Origin of the sequence: Oceanobacillus jeddahensis, from assembly GCF_000750635.1 — a bacterium.
GTDB lineage: Bacteria > Bacillota > Bacilli > Bacillales > Amphibacillaceae > Oceanobacillus > Oceanobacillus jeddahense.
The window spans coordinates 891801-912492 of the sequence record NZ_CCDM010000001.1 but is presented as its reverse complement, the minus strand read 5'-3'; the positions used below and the strand labels follow the sequence as shown (position 1 = coordinate 912492).

Annotated in this window: 18 protein-coding genes; all 18 read right to left on the bottom strand. The window is 30.9% G+C overall.

Translation table 11 applies throughout. The features are described from left to right. Positions 1–184: 184 nt before the first annotated feature. On the bottom strand, positions 185–1546 hold the full coding sequence (locus BN986_RS04060; RefSeq protein WP_040978355.1) for a hypothetical protein: 1362 nt from the start codon (positions 1544–1546) through the stop codon (positions 185–187). Between the two features lie 222 nt (positions 1547–1768). Further along, positions 1769–3100, bottom strand: coding sequence for a UDP-glucose dehydrogenase family protein (locus tag BN986_RS04055; RefSeq protein ID WP_040978354.1), 1332 nt, complete (start codon positions 3098–3100; stop codon positions 1769–1771). Between the two features lie 162 nt (positions 3101–3262). After that, positions 3263–4285 (bottom strand): dTDP-glucose 4,6-dehydratase, encoded by a 1023-nt coding sequence (gene rfbB, locus BN986_RS04050; RefSeq protein WP_040979171.1) that lies wholly within the window; start codon positions 4283–4285, stop codon positions 3263–3265. A 5-nt stretch (positions 4286–4290) separates the two neighbouring features. Then, positions 4291–5172, bottom strand: a complete 882-nt coding sequence (gene rfbA, locus BN986_RS04045) for a glucose-1-phosphate thymidylyltransferase RfbA (RefSeq protein WP_040978352.1) — start codon at positions 5170–5172, stop codon at positions 4291–4293. A gap of 13 nt (positions 5173–5185) precedes the next feature. Next, on the bottom strand, positions 5186–6280 hold the full coding sequence (locus tag BN986_RS04040) for a DegT/DnrJ/EryC1/StrS family aminotransferase (protein ID WP_040978351.1): 1095 nt from the start codon (positions 6278–6280) through the stop codon (positions 5186–5188). 19 nt (positions 6281–6299) lie between these two features. After that, a complete protein-coding gene (locus BN986_RS04035; protein WP_040978350.1) occupies positions 6300–7295 on the bottom strand; it encodes an NAD-dependent epimerase/dehydratase family protein in 996 nt (331 codons plus the stop codon). A gap of 27 nt (positions 7296–7322) precedes the next feature. After that, positions 7323–8522 (bottom strand): ATP-grasp domain-containing protein, encoded by a 1200-nt coding sequence (locus BN986_RS04030; RefSeq protein ID WP_040978349.1) that lies wholly within the window; start codon positions 8520–8522, stop codon positions 7323–7325. Between the two features lie 131 nt (positions 8523–8653). Further along, on the bottom strand, positions 8654–10126 hold the full coding sequence (locus tag BN986_RS04025; RefSeq protein ID WP_040978348.1) for a lipopolysaccharide biosynthesis protein: 1473 nt from the start codon (positions 10124–10126) through the stop codon (positions 8654–8656). Between the two features lie 43 nt (positions 10127–10169). Then, positions 10170–11168, bottom strand: coding sequence for a glycosyltransferase (locus BN986_RS04020; protein WP_052400619.1), 999 nt, complete (start codon positions 11166–11168; stop codon positions 10170–10172). Between the two features lie 54 nt (positions 11169–11222). Then, positions 11223–12509, bottom strand: a complete 1287-nt coding sequence (locus BN986_RS04015) for an O-antigen ligase family protein (RefSeq protein ID WP_040978347.1) — start codon at positions 12507–12509, stop codon at positions 11223–11225. A gap of 27 nt (positions 12510–12536) precedes the next feature. Next, complete coding sequence (locus BN986_RS25660; RefSeq protein WP_052400618.1) at positions 12537–13607, bottom strand: glycosyltransferase family 2 protein; 1071 nt, start codon at positions 13605–13607, stop codon at positions 12537–12539. 50 nt (positions 13608–13657) lie between these two features. Next, the gene (locus tag BN986_RS04005) at positions 13658–14902 is read right to left on the bottom strand and encodes a CapA family protein (RefSeq protein ID WP_040978346.1); all 1245 of its coding nucleotides are present in this window, start codon (positions 14900–14902) and stop codon (positions 13658–13660) included. Between the two features lie 50 nt (positions 14903–14952). After that, a complete protein-coding gene (locus BN986_RS04000; protein ID WP_040978345.1) occupies positions 14953–15951 on the bottom strand; it encodes a sugar-transfer associated ATP-grasp domain-containing protein in 999 nt (332 codons plus the stop codon). A 16-nt stretch (positions 15952–15967) separates the two neighbouring features. After that, on the bottom strand, positions 15968–17284 hold the full coding sequence (locus tag BN986_RS03995) for a phenylacetate--CoA ligase family protein (protein ID WP_040978344.1): 1317 nt from the start codon (positions 17282–17284) through the stop codon (positions 15968–15970). A gap of 49 nt (positions 17285–17333) precedes the next feature. Then, positions 17334–17975, bottom strand: a complete 642-nt coding sequence (locus BN986_RS03990; RefSeq protein WP_040978343.1) for an acetyltransferase — start codon at positions 17973–17975, stop codon at positions 17334–17336. A gap of 21 nt (positions 17976–17996) precedes the next feature. Next, the gene (locus BN986_RS03985; protein ID WP_040978342.1) at positions 17997–18635 is read right to left on the bottom strand and encodes a sugar transferase; all 639 of its coding nucleotides are present in this window, start codon (positions 18633–18635) and stop codon (positions 17997–17999) included. A gap of 2 nt (positions 18636–18637) precedes the next feature. Next, positions 18638–19750, bottom strand: coding sequence for a DegT/DnrJ/EryC1/StrS family aminotransferase (locus BN986_RS03980; protein WP_040978341.1), 1113 nt, complete (start codon positions 19748–19750; stop codon positions 18638–18640). A gap of 41 nt (positions 19751–19791) precedes the next feature. Beyond that, the gene (gene galU, locus BN986_RS03975) at positions 19792–20670 is read right to left on the bottom strand and encodes a UTP--glucose-1-phosphate uridylyltransferase GalU (RefSeq protein ID WP_040978340.1); all 879 of its coding nucleotides are present in this window, start codon (positions 20668–20670) and stop codon (positions 19792–19794) included. Positions 20671–20692 lie beyond the last annotated feature (22 nt).

Genomic DNA, 20692 nt, shown 5'->3' with positions numbered 1-20692 from the left:
GCTTTACTGATTTTACTATCAATATTAAAACTTCCCTGAACTTACATGATCACCTGTTCAGTTGCTGGTGCAGCAGACAAGACCATTCTGTATTTTTAATTGCAGTTTATTGTATGGATTAATGATAAATAACATGGTAAGGTATAATCCAATGTCCGTAATCACTCTGCTTCTTTTAAAACCACTATAACCCCAACATTCCTTCCAAATCCTCTCTACGTTCTTCATAATAATCCAACAGAAAAATCAAACACATCTGCAAAGGAATAGAGAGATTATCTTTCTTCTGTATCTCTTGAATTACTTTAGGCACATCATCAATACCATCCAAGTAAAAAGTATCCCTATCCGCTTTATTTGTTGTATTAATAAACTCCGAGTTATCAGGGGTTAATTGACTCAATGAAACATGCAGCTTTGTAATTCCAACAAATTCAGGCTTGCCGCCTCGACGCAGCCATCTAAAATAGCCCAATACTTTGGTATCTCCAAATTTGTTCATCGGAATTTTTAAGCATTTTCCTCCGTTCTCTTCCCAGAGTTCTCTATCCATAGCGAATTTCAAGGTGTCATGCAGTGAATAGTTCTGTATGTCAGACCAATCAGCAGAGCCACTGCCAGTAGGTACATATTTATTTATATTTTGTTGTGTATTTATTCCCTGCTTTCTAATGACAAGGTAATTGTCTTTAGTTACGGCTAATGTTGAAATTCCGATATGATTACTCATCTCGCATTTATCCATTGGCTGCAAATAAGTTATATCATTTTCCTTATCCAACTTTTTGTGTTCGCAGGGATAAAAATTGGATGCATCATAAATAATTGTGGCATCTTCTACTCTCTGAAGTGTTGACGTGGATATTTCATTCGTTAAATAAGAATGATAATAGTTACTCTTATTAAAAAGAACATGTTTATTCTTCGGATTAATTTCACTGGACATAGAAAGCTTTGACTCGTTAAAGAAGAGCTGATTATTCTTTTTGGAATCATAATATTTATACTGGAAAAATGGAGTAATGATTTCTCGATTCTTCTTTATAAACTTTTTGATTTTCCTCTCTTTGATGAGATCCCTTTCGATAGTGAAATCATTATCCCATATGTAATGATTAATGTCCTCCGAATAAATAACCGGTTCTTGCTGTTCGTCTCGCGGCCCATTTAATTTCAGATTTTCAAATTGGATATTTCCCCGACTTTCCGCATGAATATCATTGAGCTGCACGGCTTTATCGTCTTTTACCAATATTGACTTCGATTTCATGATGATATCTTTATTTTTCCCTTTAAAATCACTAATCTCCTCGTATTTCTCATATAAACTCCACGAAATATTAAATATAGAATAAATCATCAATATGATAAAAAGCCAACTGCCACTACCATCTCTCACGACCGAGAAAAGGTTGTTATATAAAAAGGAAATAAAAGAAATCGCAAAGATAGCAACGTTAATGATCAATTTGATGCCTTGTCCATAATTTAAGAAAAATAAATATTTATAGAAATCGATTGTCATTCTCATTTTTTTTATTTTCATGCTATCTATCCTTTGAACATTTATGTATATCATAGCTTTTCATGCTACTATAAAGAATCTCTCGTATTATCTAGTATCTAGCAAATCCAAACCTTTTAAAACTTAAAGTTATCATACCATGTTTTCAGACCTTTGTAACATTCATAAAGAAAAAACTGTCGAATTTCATTGTATGGAATTACAATGAAATTCGACAGCAATATTACATAAATTCTAATACCTTTATTCGTTCCTAACTGATGGTCTGCCAATAGAATGATATTCCACTCCGCTATCAGCCATTTCCTGCAAATCATAAATATTTCTTCCATCAAACACTAATGGTGATTGCATTAAATCTTTATACTGGTTTGGAGTAACTGCTTTAATCTCTCCCCATTCTGTAAAGATTAAACATACAGCTGCTTCTTCTAGAGCAGCTTCTGGATGGTTTACATACGTAATGTTTCCTCTCCCATGACTTCCCTCTGAATAAAACTGCTTAAAGTTATTAATTCCGATTGGGTCATATGCATAAATGTCCGCTCCTTGTTCTAAAAGCAAAGGGACATTTGCAAGTGACGGAGCTTCACGAAGATCATCAGTGCCTGGTTTAAACGTTAAGCCAAGTACTGCTACTTTGATACCGTCAAATGTTTCTAATCGCTGTTTCGCCTTTTCATACAATTTCAGTTTTTGCTCAGAATTTATCTTAATTGTTGCTTGCATTGTTCGCAAGTCATATCCATATTGCCTTGCCAGATACTCTAAAGCACTTGTATCTTTCGGGAAACAAGATCCTCCGTAACCAATACCAGCATTTAAAAATTTGTTGCCAATACGATCATCATAGCTCATTCCTTCAGCAACATCCTGAATATCTGCTCCAACCAGTTCACATAAGTTTGCAATATCATTCATGTAAGAGATTTTTAAAGCAAGGAAATCATTAGAAGCATATTTAATCATTTCAGCAGAACGACGATTAACAGATACATTTGGAAGGTTAAATGGTGTATAAATTTCTGTTAAGAGGTTTTCTGCCCATTCACTCTCTGTACCAATAACGATACGAGCTGCCTCTAATGTATCTTTTACCGCAGAGCCTTGTGCAAGGAATTCAGGGTTAGACGCTACTTCAACTCTAACATCATTAACAAGCGAATTTTTGATAAGCTCCTCTATTTTATCATTCGTGCCAATTGGTACCGTTGATTTGACTACAACCAAACAATTTTTTGCAACAGACTCAGCAATTTGTTTTGCTACTGTTTCTACATATTGCAAGTTCGCTGAACCATCCTCTTTTTCTGGAGTACCAACACCAATAAAGACGGCATCTGCTTCTTTGTACGCAGCTTGATAATCTGTTGTAAAATGCAATCTGCCGGCTTCAATATTTTTATGCATTAATTCTTCCAATCCAGCTTCATAAATTGGAGAGATTCCTTTCCGCATTGTTTGAACTTTTTGTTCATCTATATCAACACATGTTACATTATGTCCGTTTTCTGCCATGCATACGCCGGTTACGAGGCCGACGTAGCCTGTACCGGCTACTGCTAGGTTTTTCATTTAATATTATCTCCCTTTATACCTTAAGTTTGTATCGATACATAGTTTAATTTTAATAAAGTGTTAATACGATAACAACTAAATGCTTCTAATATTTAAAGCTTTGTATTTATAACATGAATATTCAAAACACAAAGCATTTCCAACATGTCCTATTATACTTTATTTAACTGAGTATTGTTTCTTAAAATACTCCCGATATTCACCAGAGATAATACTTTCCCACCATTCCTTATTAGACAAATACCATTCAATTGTCTGTTCTATACCCGTATCAAAGTTATAAGTGGGGTCCCATCCCAATGCTTCTAACTTTGTTGGATCAATCGCATATCTCTTATCATGCCCTAGACGATCTTCAACAAATTCTATTAAGTCATTAGATTTATCTAATGCTTTGATAATTGTTTTTACTACCTCTAAATTAGTTCTTTCATTATGTCCACCAACATTGTAAACTTCTCCATCTTTTCCCTCATGGAGTACTAAATCCAATGCAGTACAATGATCGAAGACATGTAACCAGTCTCTAATATTAGCTCCATTACCATATACAGGTACGGTTTGATCATTTAAAACTCTAGATATGGTTAGTGGAATTAATTTTTCAGGAAAGTGATATGGTCCATAATTATTGGAACAACGAGTAATATTCACAGGCAATCCATATGTCTCATGATAAGCACGAACTAATAAATCAGACGATGCTTTACTTGCACTATAAGGGCTGTTAGGCTGTAATGGCGTTTCCTCTGTAAAAAAAGTACTTGGATTGAAATCTAACTCCCCATAAACTTCATCTGTCGAAACATGCAAAAACTTAGAAACGTTATACTCTTTGGCAGCATCAAGAAGTATTTGCGTTCCCATTACATTTGTTTTAATAAAGATTTCAGGATCTGTAATAGATCTGTCCACATGACTTTCTGCAGCAAAATGAACTATAAAATCAAACTTTTCATTTTTAAAGCGATTAAATATCCCTTCTCTATTGGCAATATCACATTGGATGAAATGATAATTAGTCTTTTTTTCTATATTTTGATGTTTAGACAAATCGCCAGCATAAGTTAATAAATCTAAATTATAAATATCGTAATCGGGATATTTATCAACCATATAGCGTACAAAATTACCACCTATAAAACCTGCTCCACCAGTTATTAATAATTTCCTTCTTGTCACTATCTTCACCATCCATATTCTTCATGTTTTACTATTTCCATAAGATATTTCCCATAGTCCGTCTTAATCAATGGTTCAGCTAATTCTTTTAATTGCTCTTGATTAATGTAACCTTTTCTATATGCTATTTCTTCTATACATGAAATAAACAACCCTTGTCTCTTCTGAACAGCTTCCACAAAGTTAGAAGCCTCTAACAATGATTCATGAGTACCCGTATCAAGCCACGCCAATCCTCGTCCAGCAATATTTACTTTTAATTTTTTTTGTTCCATATAGTTTTCAATGATTGAAGTAATTTCTTTTTCTCCCCGTGCAGATGGTTCAACTTTTTTCGCAATTTCAACAACATTATTATCAAAAAAGTATAGTCCTGGAACAGCTAGTGAAGATTTGGGTTTTTCTGGTTTTTCTTCAATAGATATTGCATTTCTATTTTCATCTACTTCTACTACACCATATGCAGTAGGATCTGCAACATAACAACCAAATATTTGAGCTCCTTCTTCTAGGGAAGCTGCTTTTTCTACTCTTTTTCCAAATTGTGTTCCATAGAAAATATTATCCCCTAATACTAATGCAACCGGAGAATCACCGATAAATTCTTCTCCAACTACAAAAGCATCAGCCAGACCTTTAGGTTTTTCTTGAACAGTGTACTCTATTTGAATACCTAATTTGCTTCCATCACCAAACAATTCTTGAAAACATGGTAAATCCCTTGGTGTTGATATGATTAAGATCTCTTTTATACCTGCCAACATTAAAACAGATAGCGGATAATAAATCATTGGTTTATCATATACAGGTAAAATTTGTTTGGAAACAGACTGAGTTAACGGATATAATCTAGTCCCTGATCCACCAGCTAAAATAATCCCTTTCATTTCATACATCTCCCTAGTTTAATATCACTTTACAAATACGATCCACATCAGACAGTTTTAAATCAGGATAAAGTGGTAAGGTAAGAACTCTATCAGATATGTACTTAGCTACAGGAGTTTCATTAACATCAAACCTACCTTCATAGCATTCAATATCATTGGTTAGAGGAAAGAAATACTTACGTACATGTATATTCTCACTCTTTAAATTCTCAAAAACTTCATCTCTTGTATATTTGAAACCATCAAAAACAACAGGGTAATATGCATAATTACTTTCTACGCCCTGTTGACTATCTACAATTTTAATTCCTTCAATATCATTAAAATGCTGGTTGTATCTATCTACTAATTCTTTTCTTCTTTGAATATCATCATCAATACTATTTAAATTGCAAAGTCCCATAGCAGCTTGAAATTCATTCATTTTGGCATTACCGCCGACATATATAATATCTTCTGGCCCAGTTATACCAAAATTTTTTTGCTCATTTAAAATACTATGTAAAGAATCATCGTTAAAAGTTAATGCTCCACCTTCAATTGTATTAAACACTTTGGTTGCATGGAAACTGAACATAGAAATGTCACCAAAACTTCCTATGCCCTTATCATCTTTCGTAACACCAAATGCATGAGCAGCATCATAAATTACTCTTAAGTTGTGTTTCTTAGCTATTCTTTCAATTTCATCAACATCGCAAATATTTCCATATACATGTACAGGCATAATTGCAGAAGTTTTATCAGTAATTAAGCTTTCAATTTTGGTTGTATCTATTGTATAGTCGTCCGGATTAATATCACAAAAAACAGGAGTTAATCTATTTCGTACAATCGCATGTGTGGTAGACACAAAAGTAAAAGGTGTGGTTATGACTTCTCCAGATAAATTTAAGGATGCGATAGCATTTTCTAATGCTAAATGGCCATTCGTAAATAAATTTACATTATCCACTTGGAGATAACGTTCTAATGCCATTTCCAGCTGTTTGTGCTTGGCTCCCATATTCGTTAACCAGCCGCTTTCCCATAAATCTTGAATTTCATTGGTAAATTCCTCAAAACTTGGCATTGAAGATTTTGTTACTTGGATTAATTCTTTCATTCTTTCACCACCATTAAATTTATTTAGACCAAAGTTTAGCGAATCGATTTAATTCCATTTCCTTCTTAAAATCTTTAAGATAATCAATATAATTATACTTTGGGTTATACCCCAAATCCTCTTTAGCGTTCTCAATATCCATTACAAACGATCTGCTATCAGGTTTATCTGGTCGAGGTATAATTTCTGATTTTTTCTCCTTGGGAGAGAATACTTCCACAATTCCTTTAATTTGTTCTTCCAATGTTACCGCTTGTCCAGTTCCTACATTATAAGTACCACCATCAACATCAGCAAGAATGGCTTTGAAAATCATTTGAGTAAAGTCTTTAACATAGACAATGTCTTTTGCAAGTAATGGATTCCCCCATATTTCAATAGGTTTTCCTTCTTCAGCTAATTCCATTAATTGACGATAACCTAGCTTTTTTCGGTTACCATCTTTATAAAAGTAAGGATCAGGTCTATAATGGTAAATTGTCGGTAATCTAAAAATAAACCTTTTTAATCCATAATTACTATGATAGCTTTCAATTAAATCAACAGCAGCACACTTTGTTATAATATATAATGAATAATTCCCTTTATAGTTAAACTTTCTTGGCATATCTGGTTTAATAACTGCGTTCTCTTTCCAATGACCAGATAAATCAGCCTCTGTTTGCGTGAATAAAATTCTATCAACTTGTTTAATTCTACAATACTCTAAAATATTTAGCATCCCAGTAATATTGACATCTACATAATTATAAGGATTGTAACCTTCCATAGCTGCTGGCATAATTCCGACAAAGCAAACTACTGCATATACATCTTCTTGAGGAAGCCGTTCAAAAGTACTTTTATCTGTCACATCAACTTGACAGTATTTAATCTCCTGCTCTTTAAAAAAATCTGTTTGTTTCCTTCCTACAGCAATTAATTCAAATTCATCCAAGTAAAGATTATCCTTCAAATAATCAACAGTATAAGCACCTAAATGTCCTGTAGCTCCAAATACAAGTACTTTTTTCATGAGCTATTCACTCCTTTTATTAATTGTTTAATCTACAATTACTTCTATCCATTCGTCAGGGAAATTCATCATATTTAACATTTCATTCATAGATTTAAATTTCATAATTAGAATTCCTAAACTACTATTCGATCCTGTGAATGCAGGTATATTGTCACCAATCTCATAATTCATATGGCTTTCAACAATGTTATTTCGCTTTACACTTCCATTTATTCTAATATTTTTAAGAACTCCTGATTCACTACTATGTACAGCGAAATAACTCCAATATCCCTTTGGGCAAACCATTTTGATATTGCTACAATCTTCACCCATAGAAGCTTGAATTGCTAAATCTAACATATCTATCCCAGTTGCATATTTAATTACTTGCGGAATATAATTGCCTCCGCTTCTTGGCCCGACTTCCATTAAATATACATTTTCATTTTTATCCACTCGAATATCAAAATTATATGCGCCCGTTTTCATATCTAACAAATCAAACAACCTTTGAATCTCATCATGTATTTTCTGATGAATTCTTTCAGACTTTTCATAAGGGAAACTAGCAGATATAGGAACAAACGAATTAAGTCCTTTTTGATTAAAATGATCATTAGCAAAACATCTAAATACTAATTCTCCATCTATTGAAAAACCATCCCCTGCTACTTGATAACCATCCATTTCAACATATTCCTCAATAATTACTTTTTTTGTTCTAGAAAAACTAAGAGCATGTTCCATTTGAATAGATAAGTTTTCACTGTCTATTAATTTATTGACTCCTTTGCTACCTGAAGAATCCACTGGTTTAATGATTACTGGCAACCCAAAATTTTTTATGTCACCTTTTGCATCTTTAATTGAATTATACGCTTTTGCCTTAGGTGTATTAAAATTATGTTTCGCCAAAAAAGATCTAAATTTATCTTTATTACTTAATAATTCAACTGATTTATATGGATTAGTAGGTAATTTCATTTTTTCGGCAACATATGCAGCTGTTGGAGCAGCAGGGTCAGAAGCGTATGCTAAAACACCATCTATATTATTTTCCTGTGCTACTTTTAAGACAGCTTCTTTATCAGTCGTGCTTACACAATAAAATTTATCTGCATAATTTTGGCCAGGGTTATCTGATAAGAAATCACATAATATAGTGTAATACCCCTTATTTTTTGCATATTCTATTGCTTGGATTTGTTGCTTTGAACCACCTAAAAGTAATATTTTTTTCACAAGGACACTTCCTTAATTCACTATTCAAATTTATATTAAAATATTTATTGAACTATAATTTAATGTTAGATTTATCAATTCACACAAAATAGTAAACTATTTAAATCAAACTAATTATAACTATATTAATTTTATTTTTTTTTAATAACTTTCAATAATAAAGGTCGTAATATATTTATCATATCATCAAGTGCTGACTTATTAGATATTTTACTCAATATGATATAGATGAAAACACCTGTAGTTACCTGTATAAGAACAGTCAATAGCAAAGACGTATTTAAAACTAAACCTAAACTATATACCACAATAGCCATTAAGAATGATGTTAAATATGCGGGAAAGATATCTTTTATCTGTTCTTTCGTACCATATCCAATCTCTTTACCTGAATAATACGTATTTATTAAAAGACTTATATGCGCTGTTATAATCGCAGTTACTATAAAACTTGCTACTCCTAAATTAAGTAAAATAGTAACTAACAAAGCTATAGTAACTAGTACTTTCTTAATAATTTCCAACCTTAGAAATAAATCAGATCTTCCTTTTACTTTTAATATATTTAAGTTAATAGCCTGTAAAGGAAACAATATAGAGGAAATACATAAAAGTTGAAAATAAAAAACTGCACCTTCCCATTTTTGTCCTAATAATAAAATCAAAAATGAATTTGCTATAGCTGCTATTCCTAACATAACAGGGAAAAAAACATAAGATGTTAACTTTATTAACTTCTTAAAGCCTTGTTTTAATTCCGCCTCTTTTGATTGAATACTGCTTAAAACAGGGTAGGTTACTCTTTGAATAGATTGAGTAATACCATTGTTAATAGCGTCTTTAAGCTGTCGTGAATTTGTGTATAATCCTAAATCTCTAGTTGTATACATCTTACCTATAATCACATAGTATATATTCATATAGAAAGTATCGATTAAACTTGAAACTAAAAGTTTCCACCCAAATCCAAAAAATCTCTTGAAGGAACTCATACTAAACTTAAATGTCGGAATCCATCTATTAATATATATAAGCATAAATGATTCGATCATTTTTTGAATAATTATTCGAAATACCAGACTCCATACACCAAAACCAGCATAAGCCATGACTATAGCAATAACTCCTGAAGAAATACTTGATATAACACTTGCCTTTGCTTGTGCTTTAAAATCAACTTTACGAGTAAGAATTGTCTTTGGAACGATAGAAATGGCTTGGAAAAAAACCACCAGCCCAATAACTCTAAGTATTGAAGTTATTTGCGGTTCATTATAAAAATTACTTACTAGTGGAGCTATAAAATAAATTAGTAAAAATATTACTATAGAGAAAATAATATTAAAGATAAATACTGTCGAATAGTCTAATTTACTAACTGTCTTTTCTCTAATTAATGATTGACTAAAACCACTATCAACCAAAGTTTGAGATAATGCAACAAAAATCATAATCATTCCTAGAAGACCAAAATGTTCAGGAACAAGCAATCTAGCCAGTATAATCATGATAATAAACTGAATTCCTTGATTTGCCATAAGATCAACAAAACTCCATATTAATCCAGTCAATGTCTTCTTCTTTAATTGTTTATTATTTGACATGTATAAACCTTCTTTTGCACTTAATAAATAATGTTAAATTCTCCTATTTAATAGCTTTCAAGATATTAAATAGGTATGGAAATTTCATTTTAATCATATACTTCACTTTTTGACTACCAATTAATAAAGAAGAATACATTTTTATTTCTTTCTGATTATGATTTGAATCACTTATCCTATCTAAAATAGTATAAGCTATCACACTTATTCTTTTTCGAATTGCTGTAGAATATTTAAACTCAGTAAATTCATCGTATTCATTAAACATATTGATTGCTTTTTGCCAATGATTAATAAAATTGTTATTATCTTTCATCCGGGTTGTCCATGATCCACTTACTCCCTGTCTATATACAGACATTTCTTTATCTAAATAATATATACTTCCTTTACTAGCAGCCAAAAGTCTCATTGGTGTATCTCCAGAAGGATAAGCAGTATACCAGTGTGGTGGATCAATAATCATCTCTCTTTCAAACAAGAAAGACGATGTATGTCCATACTCACCACCGCCTAAAATAATCTCATTAGGGCTTATAATTTTATCTTCATCATCTAATTTAATCTTAGAAGACTCTATTTTATCTCCTACTACTTTGGATACACCTGTTGCATGGATACATAATTTAATTTCTTTGTTTTTTTCCATTATATCTACTTGGCTTTGCAATTTGTTTATATCTGTCCAATAATCATCTCCTTCACATAGTGCAATGTATTTTCCATCTGCTCTTAAATAATTATATGTAAAATTAACTCTTACCCCTTGTGAATATTGGTTCTTCTTCTGAATAATCGGTTTAATAATTAGTGGATACATAGATGCATATTTTTCAATTATTATTGCAGAATTATCTATAGAAGCATCGTCATGTATTAATATTTCAAATGGAAAATTAGTTTTCTGTGTTAGGAAACCTGTTATTGCATCTTCAATATACGATTGATGATTATAAACTGTACAACAAATACTCACCTTAATATTTTCTATATTGTCATTCCAAGAACTCATTATTTCTTCTTGTTTAGGTAAATTTCTCATTTTAATATACCTCTCTAACTAATAAACTACTCGACAAACTTCATCTAACACAACTTAAACTTTCTTTAATTTTATTAATTCCTTACTATTTGCATTAAAAATTTTTGTGCAAATAGAAATAAGTACAAAAGATAATAACCAGAAAGCTGGTTCCCTCCATAAATAAGAAGATAACATTAATTTGGGCATACAAATGATAAATAAAAATAAAATAAAATAATTAGACTCTAAACCTTCTATCATTTTATTATTATCACCATTTCTCAACAATAACCATATACTTATTAAAAACAATATAATAAATGGTATTATTAGAAATAACCCTCCTTCTACTAAAAGCTGTATAAATATATTATGTGGATAAGTACCATTATTATAATTTGCATAACTACCAATGCCATTTCCCCATATAGGTGAAGTTTCAATTAAATTCCAAGATTTCTCGTATACTATATCACGTCCATTTAAAACACCTGTTAATCCTTGATTTTCAATCATGTGAACTGTCTTAGTAACTGTAGCTATTTCAATACCCATATTATTTAATGTATGGTCAATCCATAATAAAATCTTTTCTATATTAATAAAAATTATATAACTCACTATCCCAATAAGTGTTAAAAATAAAGGATAAATATATAAGATACCCTTACTTATTTTAACTTTTAACTTGATATAACAAATTAAAAAAATCAATAATAATATAGCAATTACAGCTCCACGAGTACCTTCGATAAATACAAGAATAAATAAATAAGCATTTGATAAATAACTAATTAAATTGAGCAAACTTTTTCTCTTTTTTCTTTTAAAGAAGAAAAATATTATTGTTGCAGCTACAGGTATGAGCATTGCATAAGATGCACCCATGTTAACCCTACTAGTCAGATTCTCTAAAGTTATAAATTCCACATACCCAATTGGATTTAATAATATTAGATTACCTATCAACATTACATTATAAATAATTTTATCTCCATCATAAGGAATTAACGTTAATAGATAGATAATCATTCCAAACGCAAGAAACTCTATAAAATAGTTAACAGCATAAGAAGAAGAACCATAGAAGAAAACACTGATTAAGAAATTAAATAATACAATATAAATTAATATGACACTATATTTGTTTATTTTAAAAGATTTAAAGCCTAATAAAATAGCCGAAAAATAAGATACTAATAAAGCAGCTATAAAGAAAATAGGTATTGCGCCCTCGTTAATAATATTTAACGAGGCAAGCATCTTAGCTGTAAAGCTTGCAGTTAAAAGAATTGCTATCATCCAGCTATTTATTTTTCTCAATTGTTCGTGCTTCATTCCATTAACAGTTCCTTCCATGCCAGAACCCTCCTCTTCTTTTGAATTTTATGCATATCTTTGATTTTTTGCATTTTCAATTTTCGCATGTGTAAGGTATATACTATAAAACATTATTACAAGTTTATATCTCAATAAAATTGCCATTATCTTCTCTTTTTTTGGTAATAAGTTATAATCTATTTTCTTTAAAGCTTTACTATAGGGATCTTTTTTTATCAGATTAATAATTTCTTTTCTTCTTTTAAATATCCCTCCCCTAAAATTAGGGTGGAAATAATTATGTTTTAGATGCCACATTAGAACTTGAATTGTCCTTGCATAAAAAGCTGAGAAATATTTTTCTTCATTATAATTTTCAATAGTAGAATAAAATTCATCTAATAACAAATTAAAAGGTTCCTCAGTATTTTGTATGAATTTTGTACCCGAAGTAGTTGATGTATTTGTTATTCTATAATGATATAAGTGTTTCTCATAGTAAACTATTTTACTAGCTTTCATAACTGCATTTATAGAAAATACAGTATCCTGCGCCCTAGTTAATCCTACTTTGAATTGTAAATTATTTTCATCAATTATAGTTTTTTTATATAATTTGCACCATACAGTCCCTGACGATACACTTTCAGTTACTTCATCTTCGCCATACATTGAATAAATTGCTTTTAGATGAAAAAAGCTTTTATCTTCCGTAATAACTTGATTTCCTCCCGGTAAAAGAGACAGAGGCATTTCTTTATTTGCATAATTCTTAAAATAAGTCCACATAACAATATCTGCGTTAGTTTCTTTTGCTTTATTAATTGCAAAAGCTATCATTTCTGGTTCAATCCAATCATCACTATCTACAAATGTAATCCATTCACCTTCAGCATTATCTAAAGCTATGTTTCTAGCTGTTGAGACTCCAGAATTTTCTATATGTATGGATTTTATTCTATTATCCTCTGCTGCATATTTATCAATAATTTCTGCTGAAGAGTCAACAGACCCATCATTAACTAAAATAATTTCTATATTTTCATAAGTTTGCTTCAACATACTTTCAATACAATTACTAACATAACGTTCCGCATTATAAACCGGTACAATAATACTAACTTTAATATCCTGCATTATAGAATTCCTCTCATGATTTCCAATATTAATTAGCTTATAATTATAAATTAATTTACTAACTCATATTCTCTTTGGATGCTTATTTTTTCTTTTTCATTAACTGCAAATTTATTATATATTCTCTTTACATTGTCTTTTAATTTTTCTTTTTCTTCCTTATTATTTAAATGGTGTATAAGTTCATCGACAGGATAAGTTTTTACATATCCATTTGCATCTTCATGCATTTTTAAAATACTGAAACTGGTTTTACTTACTTTGACTTGATTATTGTCTTTTTTTAGATATAAATGAAACATAATCCCATAGTCAGGCAAGTCATCATCAATCAAGTAAACACTACTGGGAGAGATATTAAAATTACCTAATGAATAAATTGCCAACATATCATCTTTCATCTCATGTTTTTGAACTACATGTGGATGAGTTCCAATAACGGTGTCTACTCCATTCTTTTTCATAAAGTCCATCATATACTCAGTAAACTTACCTGGGGCTTCATTAAATTGTCCTCCACTATGCATACAGACAATGACATGATCGGAAGATTCCTTCGCTTTTTGTATATCTTTTTTTATTTTTTCAAGATATTCATTATCTAAATAAACTTCATCATCTTTATAAGCTTTATTATGAGTCATCCCTAATTTTTTCTTGATTTTTATCCACTTTTCTACACTAATAATCTTAAACAAGATTTTAAATAGTCTAGATTTAACACTTTTATTTGCCTCCTTCTTTTTTAACAATTCAATCTCATCTTTTTGTGACTTAAGCAAATTCACATGATGCTTCTCATTGTTATCCAAAATAATTTTATTCACTAACAAATTGGTTCCATATGTATAATTTAAAAACGAAATTTTAATTCCATTTACACTTTTAGTAAAAACTTCTTCTTGTTCACTAGGAGATTTATACGTTCCAATATGTTCTACATTATTTTGGTCTAAAATTGAGATAGTTCGTTTCAAACCATATATTCCTCTATCGAGACAGTGATTATTTGCAGTTGTTACCATATCAATACCTGATTTTGCAATCGATTCTATAAAGGAATCTGGGGTGTTAAAATTATATATATGGTTAGTATATTTTTTTTCTTTCCCTGCACATACTGTTTCTAAGTTTCCTACTATATAATCCGACTCTTTAAATATATTCTTCATATTCACAAACACATCATCAAAATTAAAGGTATCATTTTCCTGTTGGGCAGCTTTCAATAAAGGTTTCTCACACATAATATCCCCTATAAAACTAACCTTAATATCAGTATCAATTTTATTCATAATTATTACCCTTTCAAAATCATAGAGATTTATATTGATGTAATGACTTATTACTTTTGTTTTTCAAGTACATACTGCTCATATAACGGCCACTTTCCTATCTGATCAGGCATTTGTGAAATATCTGGATCAGCTGCAGCATTTCCTTCAAGAATAATAATTTCCCCGTTTTTTCCAATTGCCACATCCCAGCCAATATAACCAACCGTTGGAGTGACTCTAGCTGCTTTTTTTACTGTTTTAATAACTTCATTCCAATAAGGGACTCGAAATCCTAGTATTTGTTTCTTTGATTCTGGATGTATTAAATACCGATTAAAATTCATATCAATTCCTGAAGTAACAACTATACCTGTATCAACATTTAATAATGCTGCTATTCCATTGTGATGGAAGTTATCTGCGAAACGTTCCCCATTACCAACTCTAAAATTTGCTGTCATTATCCTGACTTCTCCATCAGGGCATACAAGACTTACAACTCTTAATGTATTTACAGATGTAGGATTAAACTCGGCAATTTCTTCATTTTGTACAATCAATTCTTCTATAATTGGTTTTTCTTTTATCAGTTCCTCATACAAAGAATGTAAATCCCATGCTTCATCAATATTTACTATGCGGATTCCTTTGCCATGACTGCCATCAATAGGTTTAACTATAAATTTCTTATTATGAATTGTAAAATTATTAAATTCTTCAAATGTCGAATTAGACACATCCAACCATTCTCTTTGTACATACTCATTATATTTCTTGTTAAAAAAATTCTTTGAATCCAATATTTTTCTATCTTCTTTATTATTGAATGTGTTTACTATTCTCATTCTTTTCCTATGGACTACAAAATTCTTTCTATCAATATGTTTGCGTTTATAAAATTGATATTGAAAATAATCATTAATCCCAGAACCATAAACAAATATAGATAATCCTAAATCCGCTAATATTCTTGTTTTTTGAAACACATTTAAATCTTCTTCAATAAAATTGTTCATCATCATTTTAATTTTATTTAATCTTTCGTTTATATATTTAACTTTAGACATTAACCAATCCTCAGTTCTATAAATTTTTATTAATTATATATTTCCTTTTACCTGAATCCAGCACAGGTATTGATTCTACAACTTTAATATTAATAACAGCTTTTTCACCTAAAATAGCTTTTAACTTATCTATTAATTCGTTTCCTCTATCAAAATCTGTTTTTAACATTAATAATATACTATACGTCTTATTGTCTTCTTGAATAAATTGAAATTGTTTCAGTTCTGGGAAATTCCAAAAAGTAACAGAAATTTTATGAGGTGAGATAGTATTTCCTTTTACATCAGTTATCATATCTATTTTTCTTCCACCAAAGTTTGTAATGGCTTTTTTCTTTTTTCCTTTTAAATCGACGTAGGTAAATGTTCCAACATCACCCGTATCATATCTAATCATCGGCATTGCATAGTTGTATAAGTCAGTTACTACTATCCTACCTGTTTCACCGAAATCTGCTGGAATATCTGAATCCATTCTTAAGATTTCTATATAATAATTTGCTTCATTTAAAATGAACGTATTAGGATGCTTCGGGGTATCTTGTCCTAACATTCCATTTTCCATATTTGCATATCTGGAATAACAATTGCAGTTAAATGCTTCAGACATGTACCTTCTGGTCTCGTCAAATAAAATTTCAGAAGTACTAAGTATTCCATGTATATTACATTTTTTTGCCTTATCAAACCCATATTTCTTAAAATAATTACTTAATGTATCATAAGTTGATGCATACGAAAGCATTGTTGCACTCTGTTTATTTGTAAATCTCTCAATTTGCTCAAATAAATATTCAATATTAGTATCATCTAATTCAGCAATATCAATCAATTTTTCATTTTGAATCTTTTGCTTCAATTTTGTTTTATTATTTTTAAGATTCAAAGACCGTAGATAAACTAATTTTGAACCTACATTATATCCAGCTTTCCCATTAAAAAAAATAGTTTCCGCATTCACACATCTTTTTTTATTAATATTTTGATAAGATACGAATGGCGTGCCTGTTGACCCACTCGTAGACATCTGAATAAGGTTTTCTCGTGTGTACTTTTTAGATAAAAACTCTTCTTGCTTATCATTAATTTTTTTTTTATTAACTACTGGAAATGATGACAAGTCTTTTTTGTTTTTAAATTTTTTGTAATATATTGTATTGTTGACAGCTTGGTCTAAAAGAGAATTCAATGTTTTTTTTTGATACTTCTCTAATTTTGAAGAATTGCTATCTAAGTGATAATATTTATTTAAATTCTTATATGCTTTTCTAACCTTACTACCTCTAAAAAAATCTAGTGTCCAAAAAGCATTCCTTTTAATAAAATCTAACATCATGAATCCTCCTGTATTTAAATCCATAACCTTCTGCTACATAAATCTTCTATAATTCCTTCACTTTCTTCGCCGGAACTCCAACATATAGACTCTGCTTATCAATATGATTAATCACTACCGCACCGGCACCTAATACCGATTTTTCTTTAATAGTTATTCCTTGAATAATAGTTGAACCAGTACCTATCATGCTACTATTTTCCAAGGTTACATTCCCAGATATTTTACATCCAGGCATTACTGTAATGAAATCCATTAAAGTAACATCATGTCCAAAGGTAGAACCAATATTTATATGACAATGGTTATGAATAGTGCAATCTGGATTTATTATTACACCACCACAAATAATATTTCCAATTCCCATATTTATATAATTTGTAATAATTGCATCTGGATGGATTAAGTTTACCCATTTCACAAGACTCAACTTATTACTTAATTGTTTCTTAACTTCTGCATTTGCTATCGCAATAACACCATATACTTCATTGTTTTGTGAGTATTCATACAAATACTCAGTTGTCCCTATCACTTCATAATTTAAAATTTTTTCACCAATAAAACTTTTATTATCATCAATTAGACCAATTAAATCATATGTTTTGCACTGATCATTTATCTTTTCGACTATTTCAATAACCTGCTTACTAAAGCCACCACTGCCAATAATAACTAATTTTTTCATATGAATCCTCATTTATATTTTCTAATTTGAATTTTTATTAGAACCTTCAAATTTATTACTTGTAGTTCCGTTTTCGAAATTAATACCTTCTCTGACAAACGCTTTTTTAATAGTTAATAACACAATCTTACAGTCACCTATAAAAGAAATATTATCAATATATTTGACATCCAAGTTAAATTTTTCTTCCCAAGTTATTGCGTTTCTTCCATTTACTTGAGCCAAACCCGAAAGGCCTGGTCTAACTTCATGTCTTCTTTTTTGCCGATCATTATATAACGAAAGATACTCTATTAAAAGTGGACGTGGTCCAATTATTGACATATCTCCTTTTAGTATATTAAATAAGCCTGGGAGCTCATCTAATGAAGTAGATCGTAAAAATTTACCAAATTTAGTTAGTCTAACTTCATCAAGGAGTAACTCTCCATTTTCATCCTTTTCGTCTGTCATAGTACGAAATTTACACATGGTAAATATTTGTTCATTTAAACCTGGGCGCTCTTGTTTGAATAAAATAGGACTTCCAAGTTTTATCCTAACTAGAAAACTTACAATTATAAATATAGGACTTAATATAATAATTGCTAGTAGGGATAATATAAAATCAAGAGGTCTTTTTATATAACTTTGATAAATCCCTGCTCTAGTTTTTTTCATTTCTATTCCCACACCCCTTTTATAATACTAACAACCTTATTCATCTCTTCATCTTTTAGCTTCGTATCACTAGGCAAACAAACCCCATTCTCAAATAATTTCTCAGACACTCCCTGCCCAACAAAATCATATTGCTCAAAAAACGGCTGCATGTGCATTGGTTTCCACACTGGTCGAGATTCAATATTCTCTTTTTCTAAAGCTTCAAAAATATCAATTGGTCTCACTTTTCCAGTTAATTGAATAGAGCTCAACCAGTAATTAGGCCTGTCCCATTCATTTACTGGCATAAATTCAATACCTTCTAGATCTCCCAACTCACGCTTATAAAAATCATATATGTACTTTTTCTTTTCTACTCGCTGGTCTAAAACCTTAAGTTGTCCTCTGCCTATTCCAGCTGTCACATTACTCATTCTATAGTTATAACCTATTTCACTATGCTGATAATGACGAGCTTGATCTCTTGATTGTGTAGCCCAAAAACGAGCTTTGGCAACCTTTTCTTCATTGTTCGAAACTAGCATTCCACCGCCAGAAGTTGTAATTATTTTATTTCCATTGAATGAAAAAATCCCGTAATCTCCAAACGTACCCGTATGCTTATCTTTGTAATAGCCGCCTAATGATTCTGCAGCATCTTCTATTAATGCTACATCATGCTTCTTACAAATATCCACAATTCTATCCATATCAGCAGATAAGCCATACAGGTGAACAACAATAACTGCTTTCACTTCCGGATATTTTTCAAAGGCCTCTTCTAATGCTACCGGATCCATATTCCATGTTTTTTCATCACTATCTATAAAAACAGGAGTAGCATGCTGATACATAATAGGATTAGCAGTAGCAGAAAATGTTAATGTAGAACAGAATACGATATCTCCTTCTTCAACACCAGCAGCTTTTAAAGCAAGGTGTATCGCCGCTGTTCCAGATGACAAAGCTGCTGCGGATTTAATTCCTACTTTTTCTGCTAATTCATTTTCAAATTCATTTACATTGGTTCCTAATGGTGCAATCCAATTTGTATCAAATGCTTCTTGGACATATTGTTGTTCATACCCTTCTTCACTCATATGAGGTGAAGAAAGAAAAATACGTTCAGACATGGTTAAAACTTCCTTCCTCGAGGTGTTATTCCTTCATGTAATTACTTCACTTTCACGTTCTTTACAATATCTATTAAAAATTGATATAACTCATCTTTAATTTCATCATTTTCTAATGCCAGTTCAATTGTTGTTTTTACAAACCCTAATTTCTCCCCAACATCATATCGACGTCCTTCAAAATCATAAGCATAAACAGGCTGAATTTCGTTCAACATTTGAATCGCATCCGTTAATTGAATCTCTCCGCCCGCTCCTATTTGTTGCTTATCAAGGAACCGAAAAATTTCTGGATTAAAAACATACCTTCCCATAATTGCTAAATTAGAAGGTGCTGTTCCCGGAGCCGGCTTTTCGACAAAATGATTCACCATATAACGACGTCCTTCTGCAGTTTTCGGGTCCACAATACCATAACGTGATGTATCTTCCTCTGGAACCTGCTGTACACCGACAATGGAACTTTGTGTCTCTTCATATTGGTCAATTAACTGACGTAATCCTGGCGTTTCGGCTTGTACAATATCATCGCCAAGCAAAACAGCAAATGGATCATTTCCAATAAATTTACGAGCACTCCACACCGCATGACCTAATCCTTTAGGCTCTTTTTGACGAATATAGTGTAAATCAACATTAGAAGCATAATTTACTTTCTCTAATATATCAAATTTCTCTTTTTTTACTAATGTATCTTCTAATTCAAAATTATGATCAAAATGATCCTCAATCGCACGCTTCCCTTTTCCAGTAACAATAATAATATCCTCAATACCTGATTCAATCGCTTCTTCAATAATATACTGGATCGTTGGCTTATCCACAATTGGCAGCATTTCCTTTGGCATTGCTTTTGTTGCCGGTAAAAACCTCGTTCCCAAGCCAGCTGCCGGAATAATAGCTTTTCTGATAGTTTTCATTTCACACGCTCCTAGATTGATG